This window comes from Rossellomorea sp. NRS-1567 (genome assembly GCF_050467885.1).
Lineage (GTDB): Bacteria > Bacillota > Bacilli > Bacillales > Bacillaceae_B > Rossellomorea > Rossellomorea aquimaris_C.
The window spans coordinates 1-16047 of record NZ_JBITPL010000014.1 but is presented as its reverse complement, the minus strand read 5'-3'; the positions used below and the strand labels follow the sequence as shown (position 1 = coordinate 16047).

Sequence of the window (16047 nt, the reverse complement as noted above, 5' to 3'; positions counted from 1 at the left end):
ATGGCAGTCCCTTCATTCCGGTTATTGTCGAAATATTCGTTGATATTACTATAACAGAAATAAAGGGATAAGGTGAGAGTCATTTATATGTTTATTCATAAGAAGATAGAAGAAATCAAAGCATGAAGATCCTCCCTTGCACTTTTACGTATACAAGCCCCAACCATCATCGTACAAAATCAAACCGCTCATCAAAATCAAAAGGTATCTGGAATTGATCACGCACCCCGGTCAAATACGCCACATCAAAATACGTTTTCTGCGGCCGTGGCAGTTTATCCACCCATGGGGAATAGGTCTTAAACGAAATCACTTCATCTGCTTCATCGAATTCTGCAAATCGCATCCAGCCATTGCCCCCGTGATAGCTTGACTGGTAGTCGACAAGCATTTGTAAAACGGGATTACCTGCTGCATTTTGTTTCACTCTGTGAGTGGAGCCTTGATGATGGCCATTGACTGTCATAAACACCTGGTTAAAGGGATGGACCAGTTCATCCCAGGCCAATGTCCCCCTCTCTGTCTCTATGGGAGTGACCCCCTCTATGTTGAGGATTTGATGAGAAAGAAGGATGGTCGGTGTTTTGGGATGTGCTTTTAGAACCTTTTTTGCCCAAGGAATATCCTCTTTCATATGTTCCATGTCGAGGGATAGGAATAAGTAATGATAGCTTCCCGCTTTAATGATGGAATACGAACTATATCCAGTAGGGGAAGAATCTTTATAATACGACTTGTCCGTAAAACGCCCTGACCCATAATAGTTAAGATAAGGATCTCCTTTACCGTAGTCATGATTCCCGGCAATCGTCACATACGGTGCCTTTCTTTTGTCGAGGATACCGACGCTTGTAGACGAGTGGACCCATTCCTCCAACGAGTCGCTTTGATCGACCATGTCTCCCAAGAAAGCGGTCATCGCGATGTTTAACCTTTCATATCTTTTTGAAATCCATCTCATTTGCTCTTTGAAAATCTCCGGCTTATATCGCACCGTTTTTTGTGGATCCGGGACAAAAAGAAAGGAGTAATTTTTCTTTTTCGTTCGTAATGGTTGATATCGATTGGATCCATTTTTGACGTGGTCACCGGGCTTATGCTGGATAAGCCAGTCCTCTTTGGGGAGAGATCGATTGGCGATGCGGATTTCCTGTAAATTCCCAGCAAACAAAGCATCCGCTTTATTCTCTTTTTCTGATGCCCCGATATTCCATCCTTTTCCTTTGGCAAAATCTATCCCGATCATTTCAGCAGTGGAGTGCCGGAAATCGGCATCTCCATTTATATAGATGCTGGTATTCTTCCCATCATTGACGACCGCTACATGATGCCATTCTTCTTCACTATCAAGGGCAAGGGACCATTCTGTCTCGCTGCGTTGAAGATTTAAGGGATGACTTTCCCACTGGACTTGTTTAAAGTCAGATACAGATAAGTTGGAGCGATCCCCACCCCTTGACATAATACCCATTCCACCATAGTCTTTCGGAGAGAACTGTTTCGGCAGTTTGAATATGACCTCGATGGTATATCCATTTTTAAAACGATTATGATTCAAAGGGGCATCCTTGCCCGTTTGAAAGTATTGACCTCCAGCATCACTTTTTTTGTGATGAAATTGTAAGGTCTCCACCTCATCCTTTTGTTCGTAATCTTCCTCCGACCAGCGGATGAAAGGAAGTTTTTGATTAGCGTCTTCAAGGTTGATTAACCGGAGATGATTGCTGTTGCCACTTACGTCTTTCATCACTAGATCCTTCCCGGTGATGGTTCCGGAATGAATATAATCCTTCGAGAAGATCCAATGGGCGGCGATGGCTGTAGAAGGGCTTCTCTCTTCCATGTCCCGTCCGGAAATGACAGGAGGGAACAACACCCAAAGTAGAACCATCAAACCCGCCAGTCCCGTAATGAATAGCATGTGCTTTTTGTCTAATTTCAATGTCGTCCCTCCTTTGAATGGCCGAAGTGTTTTCTAATTAGTATGGACCGTGTCGAATAGAAGATGTATCCTATTGAAACAAAAAAATCTTCTAATGAACAAATCATTAGAAGATTTTCTATACAAGTATTTCACATACTGAGGTCCGTCCCTCTTATCAACCGGATCTTTTGACCAGGCTCCAATAATTCCAGTAGATCAAGGTCTTCATCACGTATTCTGCCGACTACGTTTACGGCAGGGTTTTTCTCCAGGTTCTTTCGGACAATTTGCATTTCCCCTTTATAGCGTCCATACCAATCATTGTCTCGGGTGATGGTGCCACGTGGTCTTTCTACGGTATTTGCAGGTGGAACATCGCCATTCGTCCTTGTTTCGAGTAGTCGATACACATCTCTTCCCTGATCGGGTCTGAGTTGATATTCCCCCTCGATTTCACCGCTTCCCTTATACGAAAGCTCCATTACATTTTCTTGAACATACTCCACTAGCTTACACAGTAGTTCCTGTGAACAACCGGGGTCGCCTATAAATACACCCTGGACGCCGCAGTGCCTCAATTGCATGGCACTCGTATAAGGGTTTTGATCTCGATGATCCTCCAAAGTTGGAAGACCTTTGTATAACGGTCCTCTTTTTTCCCCGTCCCCCGGGATAAAGGCATAAACCGGGATGTCTAGAGCGTCAAACAGTTTTTGCTGTTTCATAAAGTAAGCCTGATCCAATCCCGTTTCTGGCTTAGGGTAAAAATTATGCCACGCAATCATGCTTCCTGTTTCCAGTCCGCATGAGATCCACTCTTGAAGCTCCTTCTCCCCAACTGTACTGGCATTGATCGCAATCTGAAAATGTCGGGATAACTCCATCATTTCGTCCGTTGTAAATCCATCATCCAGCCGAAGAGCCGTCACACCCAATTCCTTAAACTCTTCCAAATGGCTCAATCCTAAAAAAGAGGGAGTGTTCTTCGATACGTCAGCAAACACTTCAAACACTTCCCTTTTGAAAATGGATAAAAGATGACTGACATGATCCCTGCTATACGCCGACTCTTCCGGAATGTGAAGGGAGGTGAACGCCAGCTTGATACCTGATGAAGAAGCGTGAAGAATTCTATCTTCAGCTCCTTCGTCAGATAAATAAACGGAGATTCCGATCATTCGAACTCACTCGCCATTTCATCTTTAAAGCCAACCAGATACGTGATAGCAAACCCGGCTGCATAGGCAATTAAAAGTCCCATCGTGTAGTAAAGAATTTCTCCTGCATTCACAAGGAAAATCAGCGGCAATCCTGATACCCCGATCGCGAATGTCGCAACATCAAAGTACGCTTGGAATGCTCCGCCGAATCCGGCACCTAAACACGCCGTCAGAAATGGTCTGCCTAATGGTAACGTCACACCAAAAATGAGCGGTTCACCAATTCCGAGCATCCCTGCCGGAAGAGCTCCTCCAATGGCTCTCTTCAACTTCTTCTTCTTCGTTTTCATGAAGATCGCGAAGGCTGCTCCGACCTGTCCTGCTCCACCCATTGCAAGGATCGGAAGAAGCGGATCATCTCCGATTGTGTTGATCAGTTCCAAATGAACCGGTGTCAGTCCTTGATGCAATCCTGTTACGACGAGTGGCAGGAAGGTGGCGCCGAGGACGAACCCGGCAACCAAACCACCCATTTCAATCAATGAAAGAAGTCCATTCGTAATTAAATCTGAAATATATCCACCTACCGGCATGAATACCGTGTATGTTAATAATCCCGTGACAAGTAACGCAATCGTCGGTGTCACGATAATGTCCACAGCCTGGGGAATAACCTTCCGTACTTTCTTCTCAACAAACGCCATGAAAATGGCAGCGATCAATACTCCGATCAGTCCGCCCCGGCCTGGAAGCAGATTTTCACCAAATAGCGTCACATCACCAATCGCCGGGTCCCAAACTCTTCTGTCACTTTGTTAACCTTACCCGGCCCCAAAATCACCTGATACGTTTCGTCTTCTACAAATCCTAGTACTCCTTCAATCTTCTTGATGCTCGTTTTTTGGACCAGATCTTCGTTATACACTTTCACTCTCAGTCTGGTCATACAATTTTCATAGCTTGCTATATTATCAGCACCGCCAAACTGCTCTAAAATAACGCCAGCCAACTCTTTATTCGTCATTGTTCACCTTCCCCTTTCAGGTTTGCTTTGTATTCCTTTGCCCCTTCGATTTCTATGAAGAGTTCCGAACAAGTACTCCTATACAAAAAGCCTATTTTTCAATGGCTAATCGAACGTAACCATTGGCATCTTCTAATCGGCTTTTCGCTTCTTCATAGTCACAGCCAAGTGATATCATCACAATGGAAGGTTTCACTTCGTTGTTTGCTTTCTTTAAGGTTGCCGTTGCCGTTTCTCTATCAGCACCTGTGATACTCTCGATGATTCCGATCGCCCGCTGTTCAAGCTTGTAATTACTGATATTCACATCCACCATCAAGTTACCATAGGCTTTTCCAAGCTTGATCATGGCCGCTGTCGAAATCATGTTGAGGACCATTTTTTGTGCAGTCCCGGCTTTTAATCGAGTGGATCCGGTCAATGCTTCCGGTCCGGCATCTACTTCAATCGCATGCTTTGCTTCAGCAGAAATTTTCGAGCCTGTATTACAAGACAGGGCCACCGTTGTCGCACCGAGTTCCCTTGCATACCTTAAACCACCGATGACATACGGGGTACGTCCGCTCGCTGCAATCCCGACGACCGTGTCCGCCTGCGTCAGCCCGATTTCTTTCAGGTCCGATACGCCTAACTCCTCATCGTCCTCTGCTCCCTCAACCGCCTTTACGAATGCTTTCTCCCCGCCGGCAATCAATCCGACGACGACGTCACTGCTGACACTAAAGGTCGGAGGACATTCCACCGCGTCCAGCACACCCAGCCTGCCACTCGTGCCTGCACCGATATAGATCAATCTCCCACCTTGAGAGATGGATTTCACAACATCATCAACTACTTTTTCAACTTGAGGAATCACTTCTTGAACAACTGAAGCGACCTTTTGATCCTCCTCATTCATCATGCGAAGAATCTCACCTGTACTCGCTGTATCGATTCCAAGCGTATTCTGATTAACCTTCTCAGTTGATAATTCAAAAAATTGATCTTTCATAAGTTATTCCTCCCAGAAATCTGTATGCGTTTTCATTACTTCTATTATAATCATGTTTGAAATTTAATTTCAATTGTATTTTTCATTATATGAAATTTTATTTTAGAATAGACCAATAATTTTCATGGAAAAAGAGGGGAAGATTTCAAATAAGGGGCAATGATAAAAGAAAATGACAAATAGGAGTTGGTATAATCACCCTACTCCTGTTTTTTCATTATTTAATGATTTCGTTTTTGATACTCAGAGGTCCGTCCCTCAAAAATCGATCTGTGAATCATTAGTTATGTCTGAGGAATCAAGCATATCGGGATGAAATCCTGGAAGATATAGTTCGCTTTCGGTCCTTCTCAAAGTTCTGCGGGATGGGAAGCTTGCGAAGTGATTCATGGTGGCAGCCGCCCGTTCACGTTGTTTGGTGATCACTTTTTCAGAACAGTTGACTTCCAACTGCTCGCCATTCGTAAACTGGATGTATGTTTTTCCTGCTGAAGTGACAGTAGATTCAATATGCTGGCAGAATAACCAGATACAATCATAGTGTGTTGAAGCCATTGTAGGTATCGCATAGATGAATTCCTGCGGGCAAATCATAAGAGGTGTTTTTCGTAAATACCTGGTAGCATGGCGAACGGCTTTGATCCTGCCGTCATATGTAGACCGGTAAGCCATACAGGAGTCGTCTAAAATTTCCATGACTGATTTTTTGCTGAACGTCTTTCTCCCCGAGTAGTCATAAATGATGGACTGATGAATTCCATCATAAGCAGGACAAACCGCCACAGTCCTTCGAGTAACCAGCACTTCTAAACCTTTCAATCAAAACACCTTCCTTTTCCTTTTTAATAAAGTCCCCTTTATCAGAATCTTCTTATATATGAGACTTTATTACTATTATATACTAATGTTAAATTATTTCCATTTATATTTGTATATTTTTTGAGAAAAATCTCATAATTTGAGGAAATGGATTATTTCCTGGGAGATAGTGTCGAAACTCTTTCCTCTAAATATTGAAAATGATGGGTTTGATCATTCATTTCCCGTTATTTTGTCATTACCTCTAAAAGCATTACCTAAAAACAAAAATCCGAAATTCAATAAGTGAATTTCGGATTAACAAATGAGCATCAGCCATGAGTTTTACACATTCCTATATTACTCTCTTTGTGCTCTTTAAACCGCATAACTTCCTTGATCACTTCTTCCACAAAAATAGGAGTCTTCACAAACGCACTTTCTACATGCAAACGTTCTGTACGTTTGTGGGCGTCTTTTCCGAATGGGCCTACGTTGAGAACTGGACCCTCTAACTTATTCATTTCCTTAAATGGAATGCTATATGTGGTGTTCCAAACAGGGGTATTTTCTTCAAATACAGCCCATCCTTTATTATTGTCCTGATAGTTCACATAGCTAAGGTCCGATATTCCATTAAAATAATGTGCTTGTTCGACAGGCAAATTAAATTGCTCATTAGCTGCTTCTGTTACTTTTTCTATACATTTTAACACCAAAGGATGCTGAGATGTATTGACAGCAGGATAATAAGGTGGCGTAAACATTACTACAATGGCAGGTGTCAGCTCCTGACAATTAATGAGGAGAGTATCGGCAATTCGAAAGGATTTCTCACGATCGTCCCCTTGGTTTATCCCTATGTCATGTTTCAGGGCCTCAATATAATCTTTACCCAGCTTCTTTTCAGCATATTCAACCAGCTCGGAGTAACGAAGGACTGAAACCTTCCCTACAGAAGGAATCCCCTCCCGTTCACATAATTGACCATACCATTCATTGCATTCCTCCGCTGCAGACACTGCAACCTGCTCAAATAGGTTCATGATATCCGCGGCTGTTCGCTTCATTGTAAAGACGTTATATAGAGCGACAGTTCCATATGGAGTTTGTGCTGAATAATTAAGTCTTAGATCTTCTTGCTGAAGTGTAATGGGAAGAGGAGCATTCTCTCCGTATTCTGTTTCTCTAAATAGTGGATTCCATTCCATTTTACGAGTAAGAAATGATGCAATAAAAGAAGAAGTCATCCCGCTTAAAGGTTCACCAACATGAGTCTCTCTTCCATAAAAGAGTGCGGAAGGCATAATTTTACCGATTGAGCCTGAATAAACGTGATATGCCGTGTCAGTAGGCTTCTGGGAAAATACGGGTTCACCATTCAGGAAGAGAGTATAGTTAAGGTCATATTCTTCTTTCATTTCGTTTAATTTAACGACCGCCGATCGCATTCCAGATGAATTGACCTCTTCATCCGGTACCGTTAATAAGACAAGATTGACCGGCCACTCTTCATGGGCTGCCTTTTCAATGATTGCCATATGAATGGCCAATCCCGCTTTCATATCCATAATCCCCCGTCCCCAAAGGTAGTCTCCGGAACGCAAATCATTTTGGGCTTCGGGATGCAGTTCATCAATATACTCTTTCAGTTCCCTGGTTAGGCTCTCCGGATTGCAAGCGAGTGCTTCCAGCTCTCCATATTCTTCTGTACTAACCGTATCAAAATGACTGATTAACACTATCGTTTTATCCGCTTTTTCATGCTTGTATAAAGCAGTTAAATACTGGCGGCCAAAATCTGCGGATCCCAGCTGAAGCAACTGAGAATTAGTATGAAAATAAGGGATGGTTTTCATTTTTTCAAACAACCTGACGGGAAAATCCAACTCTCCCTCTGTTAACGTCCGGCTATGCCAGCTCACCAACTCACACAATAATGCTCGTAAAGACTCAGGCGTCCCCCACTGTCTCATGATATAACCTCCTTCATGTGCTGCTGATTCACCCAATGCTCTAAGCGAATCAGTCCTATTTCTAATACTTCCATACTGTAGGCGAAAGAAATGCGAATATACCCTTCTCCGTATTTTGTGAATGCGCTACCGGGTACGACGGCTACCCCGCCTTCCTTTAATAGGCTAGTAGCGAATTCCAACGAAGAAAGATTGTATTGTTTAATGGAGGGGAAAATATAAAAGGCTCCCTTGGGAAGTATCACATCGAATCCCATTTCCACCAAACGTTTGTAGACAAAATCCCGTCGCTTTTTGTAGGCTAAATTCATTTCAGCAGGAACATGGCGATTATTCGATAATGCTTCGATGGCAGCAAATTGGCCAGGTACCGATGCACAAACGACATTGTAGATATGAACCTTCACAACATGCTCCATAACAGTTTGTGGTCCCAGCACAAAACCAATCCGCCAGCCTGTCATAGAATGAGATTTCGACAACCCATGGATAAGAAATAATCGATCTTTCAAGTTTGTATAAGATGCGAAGGAGTGATGCTCTCCTTCAAAAGCATTCTCGCTATAGATTTCATCCGAAATAATGAACAGATCATGCTTCTCAATCACTTTTACCAGCTCATCCATTTCTTCCTTACCCAAGGTGACACCGGTCGGATTGGATGGATAGTTAAACAAGATGGCCTTCGTTTTTTCCGTGATTAATGCTTCCAGTTTCGCTGGAGACGGCCTGAATTGAGTAACTGATGTATCTAAATAGACGACTTTTGCTCCACACATCGTAATAATGGGTTCGTAACCAGAGTAGAGCGGTGCCGGTAAGATAACCTCGTCCCCTTCTTCCAGGATCGTTCTGAAAACAGAGTCAATCGCTTCACTTGCCCCGTTTGTTACAACCACTTCCGTTTCCGGATCATAATCCAAGCCATACTGATCCGCGAAGAAGTCTCTAATGGCGGTTCGCAATTCAAGTAAGCCGGCATTATGGGAATAACCGGTTTGATCCGAAAGAATGGCCCTTATTCCTGCTTTTTTTACCGCTTCTGGCGTAGGAAAATCAGGTTGTCCAACAGTGAGATTGATAGCGTCAGGGTGAAATACCAACTGATTAGAAAACTGGCGAATTCCTGGTATAACCAACCTTTCAGCTCGCGCGTTTATAGTGATTGACATATGCTTCTACACCTTTCTCTTTTCCACACTACTCCGTAAATCCTGGTAACCAGAGAGATAACGGCGGGAAAAATGTAATAACAAGTAAACAAATGAACATGGAAACAAGAAATGGCACGATCGCCCAAGCAATCTTTTCAAATCGCACCCCTCCTACACTTGAAGCTACAAATAAATTCACACCTAGTGGTGGCGTGATAAACCCAATTGCTAAATTCGCTACCAGGATGACTCCAAAGTGTACAGGATCTACCCCTACTGCTGTAACAATGGGCAATAGTATTGGCGTTAGGACTACTAAAGCAGAAATCGTATCAATGAACATCCCGACAATTAAGAGAAGGATATTGATTGCAATGAGTATGATGAGTGGGTTCGTCGAAAGATCCGTTAAGAATACAGAAATATCACTTGGAATTTGTTCTAATGTCATAAAGTATGCAAAGGAAACCGATAAACCAATAATGATCATAGTAGTAGCGTTAATCACCACTGCCTCACGGAAACTCTCGAACACTGACTTCCACGTTAATTCTTTATAGACAAATAAACCAACGATTAATGAGTACACGACAGCTACCACGGCAGCTTCAGTCGGAGAGAATACCCCTCCATATATCCCACCTAAGATGATGACAGGAATGAGCAGCGCCCATTTCGCATCATTGGTGGCTTTCACGACGTCTTTAAATTGAAAGGATATTTGTTCTTCAGGAGCATATCCCCTTTTCTTTGCAATCACATAGGCAGTAAACATCAGTCCCATACCTATGAGAAATCCGGGAAGGATTCCAGCTAAGAACATACTTCCAACAGATACTCCTCCGATGACACCGTACAATACAAAAGGAATACTTGGAGGGATGATGACTCCTATTGATCCTGCAGCAGCAGCCACGGCTGAGGCAAATCCCCCTCCGTAATTACGTGCTCTCATAGCTGGAATCATGAATCCTCCTATGGCAGCAACAGTAGCTGGTCCAGATCCTGAAATGGCTGCAAAGAACATACAGGCTACGATGGTGACCATGGAGAGCCCTCCAACCATCCACCCAACCATGGCAGTAGCAAGGTTTAAAAGCCGTTGTGAAACTCCTCCTTTTCCCATTAAAATGCCTGCAAGCATAAAAAACGGAATCGCCAATAAAGGGAAGGAATCCAGAGACGTAAATGCTTTCTGAGTAATGATGGCAAGGGGCAATGTAGACCCGAAGTAAATGGCTACAAGAGCCGAAACCCCAAGTGAGATGGCAATCGGAACACCAATGAGTAAACAAAGCGCAAGGGACCCAAAGAGTAAAGCAATGGTCATATCTGTACCTCCTCAGAAGGTACGTCATCATTCGTGCGCCAAATCATGATGAACTGTTGAACAAGACGCAGAGCCATCCCTGCCCCGCCTATAGGAATCGCCAGGAATGGCAGCCACATCGGGATTTGCATGGCCGGGGTAATTTGTCCATTTTGAAAACTGGCAAGTACGAGTTGCGTTCCAAAGAATGCAAGGAATACGGCTAGTCCAAACCAAATGATCAACGCGAATGTTTCAAGTATTTTTCTTGATGTTCCTCTAAATAAATCAATAAATGCCTCTATTCGAATATGCTGTCTTTTTTTCACGGCATAGCTGGCACCTATCCACACTTGGAAAATATGAATATATCGAGCCATTTCCTCAGTCCAGCTTGGTGCTGAAGAAAAGACGTACCTTCCGACCACTTGAGCAAAAATAAGGGCAACCATAATCGCTAAAGTGAGGACTAGAACCATCTCTTCGAAGTACTCGAATTTCTTTTTCATGTGTGCTCCTCCTTTCAAAAAAACGAAGAATCAAGGAGATGAACCTTGATTCTTATTTTCGTTATTAGTTGTTGGCCTCTAACGCCTTGTCAACTAAATCCTCACCGATTTTCGGTACGTATTGGTCATAAACAGATGATGCTGCTTCACGGAAAGCATCTCGTTGTTCATCCGTTAAGTTATTCACCTGCATACCGTTTTCCTTCAGCTTATTTAAGAACTCTACATCTTGTTCCTGAGCTAACCCACGTTGTTCATCACGATATTCTTCAGATGCTTCTGTTACCATTTTTTGCAAATCTTCAGGTAATTCATTATAGAAATTGTTATTCATTAACAGAGCAGTTGCCGCATATACATGTCCCGTTAAAGAAAGATAGTCCTGAACTTCATAAAACTTATTCGTGTAATAAAGTGAAACCGGGCATTCCATAGCATCATATGTCCCCTGTTGAAGTGCCGTATATAATTCACCAAATGCAAACGGTGATGCGTTGGCTCCGAATGCTTTAAACGTATCGGTGTGAAGAGGATTTTCAAGAGTCCTGAACTTCAATCCGTTCAACTCTTCAGGGTTTTCAATCGGCCCATTATTGTTTGACATGTGGCGGAAACCATTTTCTCCAAACACCAAGCCTTTGAGATCATTCTTTTCTAAATCAGCCATCAGTTCTTGACCAAGTTCACCATCAAGGGCCCTATATGCTGCTTCATTACTATTGAATAGGAAAGGTAAGTCGAAAACTAAGAACTTCTCATTAAATGAGGCAAGGGGGGCAACGGCGGGAATAGTCATTTCAATGTTCCCTAATTGAACAGCTTCAATTGCTTCACGATCTGATCCATAAAGCTGACCATTAGGGTAAAGCTCTACTTTAATTCGACCGTCTGATTCTTTTTCCAGTTTTTCTTTAAACGTTTCCGCTGCAACATGTGAAGACTGTTCCTCTGGGACTAAGTGAGCAATCCGGATCGTGTAGGTGTCTTTATCACCTTCACTGGAAGAACCGCTTGGACGTCCGCATGCTGATACAACCAGGATGGCAATCAATAATAATGGAATGAATTTTTTCAATTTGCTTCCTCCTCTTGATAATATCCTTGAATTCTGCGTTCAATGTTTTTCATATGTGCCGACATCTCTTTTTTGGCTGTTTCGACATGTTTTGATTGAAGTGCTGTGAAGATGCGATTATGTTCTTCATAAGCCTCTTTGGCACTTAACCGGAGAGTGTTTGAAAGAACAAGAAATGCACGGTTTACTCCGGTGTTTGATGTATGTATCATATCTCTAAGCTTCGGGTTTGGATTTTCTTTTGCTAACAGAAGGTGAAATTCACGATCAAGCTCAATGAACTCCTCATAACAATCTTCTTTAATCGCTTGCCATTGAGATTTCAAGTTTTCCTTTAATTCTTCCAGTAATCGATTTTGAAATGTATCTACAATGATTTCAAGATTATATACTTCTAATAATTCGCGAATTTCAAGGAACTGCAAGGCGTCTTCTTCGGTAAAAGAAGCGACAGTCGCCATCTTAGCATCTGAAATAATGATGAGTCCTTCAGCTGCAAGTCTCTTCAACGCTTCCCGAATCGGAGTTCGACTGATCCCTAACTCCTCAGCAAGCTTTTTCTCTGGAAGTTCTTCATCGGGTGCCAACTTACCAGAAATAATGTCTTTTTTGATTAAATTGAAGGCTTGCTCAGCTAACGTTTCCTTCTTAATGATTCTCTGCAAGTCACTCCCTCCCATCTTTTAATTTTTATTTTCTCTTCATGATGTCTAGGTGTTTTAGTGGTATACCGCATACTTAATAAGGAGGTATACCGTATACAAGTATGATAATTTATGCTAGTCTATTTGTAAATATAAATTTTAGAATATTTTAAATATTAGGAAGGTGACTTGGGTTGAGCATAGATTGGATCACAGAATTAACCGCTATTCTTACGAAAGAAAAATTAAGTAACAGTGATGGTGACCGATTCCGCCATAGTAAAGATGAATCATTTCATCCTCCTTCTGAACCGGAAGTTGTGGTGTTTCCCGAAACCAAAGACGATATTACCGCTGCCTTGCAGGTAGCTAATCGATATGATATACCGGTGACTCCCTATGGGGCCGGCTCAGGATTGGATGGTCAGTCCATACCTATTAATCATGGAATCTCAATGAACTTTGAACGAATGAAAGAAGTCATTTCTTTTAACCCTGAAGACTTAACCGTTACGGTACAACCCGGAATCACCCGCTTGGAGCTCAATAAAGAAATAAATCGGCATGGACTATATTTCCCTATCGATCCCGGTGCTGATGCGAGCATTGGCGGGATGACTGCAACGAATGCCAGTGGTACAACAGCCGTCCGATATGGCTCAATGAGAGATCAGGTGTTGAACCTGGAAGTGATTTTATCAGACGGCAGAATCATAAAAACAGGTAGTGATGCAAAAAAATCCTCAAGCGGTTATCATTTAAACAGCCTTTTTGTAGGATCAGAGGGAACTTTGGGGATTATTTCAGAAATCACCTTAAAACTGCACGGCATCCCGGAACACATCATCGCTGCCCGCTGCACCTTCCCTTCACCTAAAGCATGTGCGGAGGCTGCTCATGCAGTATTAATGAGCGGCATCCCTATCGTAAGAATGGAGCTTGTTGATGCCAGCAGTATCAAGCAAGTAAATGCCTATGGAGACTATCAATTTCCAGAAGAGCATTCCCTCTTTTTCGAATTCTCAGGTACCCAAGTTTCAGCAGAGGAAGAAGCTTCCGTTGTACAAGAATTAATGGATGAATCGGGATGCGGAAATTGGGCGCGTGCAAGCGGGTCAAAAGAACGTGCTGAATTGTGGCGGGCACGGCATGAGCTTGCCTATGCCTATCGTCATATTAAAGGAATGGCCGTAGCTGGTTCAGACGTATGTGTTCCGATTTCTAAACTGGCAGACTTAGTCGTCTATGCCCGTGAACATATTGAAGAAAGCGGCCTTGCGGGAGGTGTCTTCGGACATGTGGGAGATGGGAACTTCCATACAATCATCGTATATAACCCTGATGATCCCGGTGAAGTGAAACAGGCAGAAACGATTAATGAGAAACTGGTTTTGAAAGCAATAGAAGTAGGTGGAACCTGTACGGGCGAACATGGTGTCGGTCTCGGGAAGATGAAGTATCAGGATAGGGAACATGGAGGGGCTGTTGAAGTGATGAAATCATTTAAAACACTCCTGGATCCCAGAAATAGATTGAACCCAGGGAAGATATTCTACTAAACTCAGAACTATACAGAAGCCTCCATTCGATACACAAATGCATCGAATGGAGGCTTCCTAATTTATTATTGTGCCAAAAGTGATTCAACCACCGAATCAGAGATGGCTCCTTCTCCAACAAGAATATAATGCATTTCGGTAACTGGAGCGAACATAGCAAGAGTATCAACTGTGCCTCTGTTGGATGAGTCAATACTACGGGATTCCCCTCTTCAGCTGCCAATCAGAACCAGACGGGGCATCAGGGCGGTTCTTACCTGTTGTGATTTGTCTGCTGAGGTAAGTCACTATTTTTCACCAGCAATAAATGGCGGCTGTATCGTAACGCTCTTTCCTCTGTACTGCTAATACTAAAATACGTATCATAGGATCTGATACTCCAAAGTTTAAATTACAGACATCGCCCGCAGCTCAACATGTGCTGACAGCCGGTTCACAATACTTCAAGGTTTCCGCTGAATGGAAATTTGAAACAGGAAGCAAAGTGTCGGTTACCCTTCTTAAGGACGTTACACAGGTAGTCCACACATGCACCAACACTGTCATAAGCATATCACCTTTAAAAACGGTATCTAAGATTGTTTGATATTGTATATTTCACCTTATTCATTTGTGTAATAAATCACACCTTATCAAAAAAACCCTACTATCATGAACTTGAGAAAGGAGTTTTTATGACTCAATGACTCTTGCTACTTTACGCCCACACGTCTTGCAGCTACCTTCCAGAACAAGATTATGATTATCAGAATCCACACTGTAATCAACAATCGTCGTCACACCGCATGACCGACAAAATACATTTCCTTCAAATTTCTTACGGATATGTTCCGGTAAGGACATCCACCTTTTATGTGCTAATTCATCCCTCACGTTACCCACCTCACAATAAAATAACCTTCAACAATCCTTCGAAAAAGTTCGTCGAATCGCATTTTCGAATTCCGTTTCAGGCACGCGTGATTTCGCATACCTCTTCGTTACATTAATATCCCTATGACCCGCCAATTTAGATACTATTTCAAGACTGACACCCTGATCGATAAGATGCTGACAAAATGTATGGCGCAGCTTTTGCGCATTTATATGGAACTTCTTAAGCATATACTGAACCGATCTCTCCGTTAATCGCTCATTCGTTTTGGAAACGAACAACGCTTCCTGTGGTTGAATAGTATCCATATAGTCAGAAAGAGAATGCACTACTTCTTCCGACAGAGGAATAATTCGTTCATCCCCGTGAGTATCCGAAACGCTTACTTGTTTCGTTTCAAGATCTATATCCTCTATATTGAGGCCACAGAGCTCTGATACCCGTATCCCCGTATGAAGAAGCATATATACAATCGCTATATTTCTTTCATTTTCACTTTCTCTTACTTCTGATAAAAGGGCTTCACACTCTTCCTTAGAAAGTGTTTCGATCTCTTCCTTTTTGCTTCCTTGTTTAATCTTTATATCAAACGTAATGTCAGGTCTCTTTAAATATTTTGCAAAAGTACGTATCACTCCCAGGATTTTATCCGTCGTGATCGGACTCTTACCCATTTCTTCTAAAAATAGAATGTAATCCTGAACATCACGATGAGTAATGTCCATTAGCTCTCTGTGATTCTGTTGAAGCCACTTCTCATATTTCTTAAGTTCCTGATGGTAAGTCGAGATGGTATTTGATGATTTCCCTTCATGTTCAAGCCATGTTAAAAACTGATCAATTGTAGTGCTAGATCCTTGCAAGAGTACCACCCTTTCGAATCAAACCTCTATTTACTATTATCGTAGAACTTATAGATGAAGAAGTCAACTTCTCCGAATGTAGCAGGGTGTAGTTAAGGAAGGAATGATTCATTTTTCAAATCAGACTTTAAACCAAACGACAAAAAAGAGCAACTCTTAAGAGCTACTCTTTCTTCACATTTGCCTG

General features: G+C 42.5%; 14 protein-coding genes and 1 pseudogene. 1 reads left to right on the top strand and 14 read right to left on the bottom strand.

From position 1 onward, the window contains the following. Positions 1-166: 166 nt before the first annotated feature. From ACIFOD_RS08020 to ACIFOD_RS07965, 12 genes and pseudogenes are all read right to left on the bottom strand, one after another. Positions 167-1942, bottom strand: coding sequence for a LamG-like jellyroll fold domain-containing protein (locus ACIFOD_RS08020; RefSeq protein WP_430314192.1), 1776 nt, complete (start codon positions 1940-1942; stop codon positions 167-169). A gap of 131 nt (positions 1943-2073) precedes the next feature. Further along, positions 2074-3102, bottom strand: coding sequence for a MupG family TIM beta-alpha barrel fold protein (locus ACIFOD_RS08015; protein ID WP_430314191.1), 1029 nt, complete (start codon positions 3100-3102; stop codon positions 2074-2076). Next, positions 3099-3860 (bottom strand): annotated as a pseudogene (locus tag ACIFOD_RS08010) (PTS transporter subunit EIIC); the annotation flags it as partial. The gene ACIFOD_RS08015 and the pseudogene ACIFOD_RS08010, both read right to left, overlap by 4 nt. Beyond that, complete coding sequence (locus ACIFOD_RS08005; protein WP_430314190.1) at positions 3857-4108, bottom strand: PTS transporter subunit EIIB; 252 nt, start codon at positions 4106-4108, stop codon at positions 3857-3859. The pseudogene ACIFOD_RS08010 and the gene ACIFOD_RS08005, both read right to left, overlap by 4 nt. 91 nt (positions 4109-4199) lie before the next feature. Continuing rightward, a complete protein-coding gene (gene murQ / locus ACIFOD_RS08000; protein WP_430314189.1) occupies positions 4200-5099 on the bottom strand; it encodes an N-acetylmuramic acid 6-phosphate etherase in 900 nt (299 codons plus the stop codon). Between the two features lie 258 nt (positions 5100-5357). Then, a complete protein-coding gene (locus ACIFOD_RS07995; protein ID WP_430314188.1) occupies positions 5358-5918 on the bottom strand; it encodes a competence protein ComK in 561 nt (186 codons plus the stop codon). Positions 5919-6229: 311 nt separating this feature from the next. Beyond that, positions 6230-7873, bottom strand: a complete 1644-nt coding sequence (locus tag ACIFOD_RS07990) for a M20/M25/M40 family metallo-hydrolase (RefSeq protein WP_430314187.1) — start codon at positions 7871-7873, stop codon at positions 6230-6232. Continuing rightward, the gene (locus tag ACIFOD_RS07985) at positions 7870-9045 is read right to left on the bottom strand and encodes an aminotransferase class I/II-fold pyridoxal phosphate-dependent enzyme (protein ID WP_430314186.1); all 1176 of its coding nucleotides are present in this window, start codon (positions 9043-9045) and stop codon (positions 7870-7872) included. The genes ACIFOD_RS07990 and ACIFOD_RS07985 overlap by 4 nt, the downstream gene beginning before the upstream one ends. 28 nt (positions 9046-9073) lie before the next feature. Then, positions 9074-10357: a TRAP transporter large permease gene (locus tag ACIFOD_RS07980; protein ID WP_430314185.1), complete on the bottom strand. Its 1284-nt coding sequence runs from the start codon at positions 10355-10357 to the stop codon at positions 9074-9076. Next, positions 10354-10845 (bottom strand): TRAP transporter small permease, encoded by a 492-nt coding sequence (locus tag ACIFOD_RS07975; protein WP_430314184.1) that lies wholly within the window; start codon positions 10843-10845, stop codon positions 10354-10356. Before ACIFOD_RS07975 ends, ACIFOD_RS07980 begins: the two co-directional genes overlap by 4 nt. A 64-nt stretch (positions 10846-10909) precedes the next feature. Next, positions 10910-11920 (bottom strand): DctP family TRAP transporter solute-binding subunit, encoded by a 1011-nt coding sequence (locus ACIFOD_RS07970; RefSeq protein ID WP_430314183.1) that lies wholly within the window; start codon positions 11918-11920, stop codon positions 10910-10912. Then, positions 11917-12585, bottom strand: a complete 669-nt coding sequence (locus ACIFOD_RS07965; RefSeq protein WP_430314182.1) for a GntR family transcriptional regulator — start codon at positions 12583-12585, stop codon at positions 11917-11919. Before ACIFOD_RS07965 ends, ACIFOD_RS07970 begins: the two co-directional genes overlap by 4 nt. Positions 12586-12758: 173 nt before the next feature. On the opposite strand from ACIFOD_RS07965, the gene ACIFOD_RS07960 reads away from it, so the two are divergent. Then, positions 12759-14123, top strand: coding sequence for an FAD-binding oxidoreductase (locus ACIFOD_RS07960; protein WP_430314181.1), 1365 nt, complete (start codon positions 12759-12761; stop codon positions 14121-14123). A 672-nt stretch (positions 14124-14795) separates the two neighbouring features. On the opposite strand, the gene ACIFOD_RS07955 is transcribed toward ACIFOD_RS07960, so the two are convergent. Together ACIFOD_RS07955 and ACIFOD_RS07950 are read right to left on the bottom strand one after the other, a co-directional pair. Next, positions 14796-14996 (bottom strand): hypothetical protein, encoded by a 201-nt coding sequence (locus ACIFOD_RS07955; protein WP_430314180.1) that lies wholly within the window; start codon positions 14994-14996, stop codon positions 14796-14798. Positions 14997-15023: 27 nt separating this feature from the next. After that, positions 15024-15860: a tyrosine-type recombinase/integrase gene (locus tag ACIFOD_RS07950; protein WP_430314179.1), complete on the bottom strand. Its 837-nt coding sequence runs from the start codon at positions 15858-15860 to the stop codon at positions 15024-15026. Positions 15861-16047 lie beyond the last annotated feature (187 nt).

What these genes read in the sequence shown, in the direction of transcription:
- ACIFOD_RS07985 (WP_430314186.1), bottom strand. Translation starts at nt 9,045, where the DNA reads ATGTCAATCACTATAAACGCGCGAGCTGAAAGGTTGGTTATACCAGGA.
- ACIFOD_RS07990 (WP_430314187.1), bottom strand. Translation starts at nt 7,873, where the DNA reads ATGAGACAGTGGGGGACGCCTGAGTCTTTACGAGCATTATTGTGTGAG.
- murQ (WP_430314189.1), bottom strand. Translation starts at nt 5,099, where the DNA reads ATGAAAGATCAATTTTTTGAATTATCAACTGAGAAGGTTAATCAGAAT.
- ACIFOD_RS07975 (WP_430314184.1), bottom strand. Translation starts at nt 10,845, where the DNA reads ATGAAAAAGAAATTCGAGTACTTCGAAGAGATGGTTCTAGTCCTCACT.
- ACIFOD_RS08005 (WP_430314190.1), bottom strand. Translation starts at nt 4,108, where the DNA reads ATGACGAATAAAGAGTTGGCTGGCGTTATTTTAGAGCAGTTTGGCGGT.
- ACIFOD_RS07980 (WP_430314185.1), bottom strand. Translation starts at nt 10,357, where the DNA reads ATGACCATTGCTTTACTCTTTGGGTCCCTTGCGCTTTGTTTACTCATT.
- ACIFOD_RS08015 (WP_430314191.1), bottom strand. Translation starts at nt 3,102, where the DNA reads ATGATCGGAATCTCCGTTTATTTATCTGACGAAGGAGCTGAAGATAGA.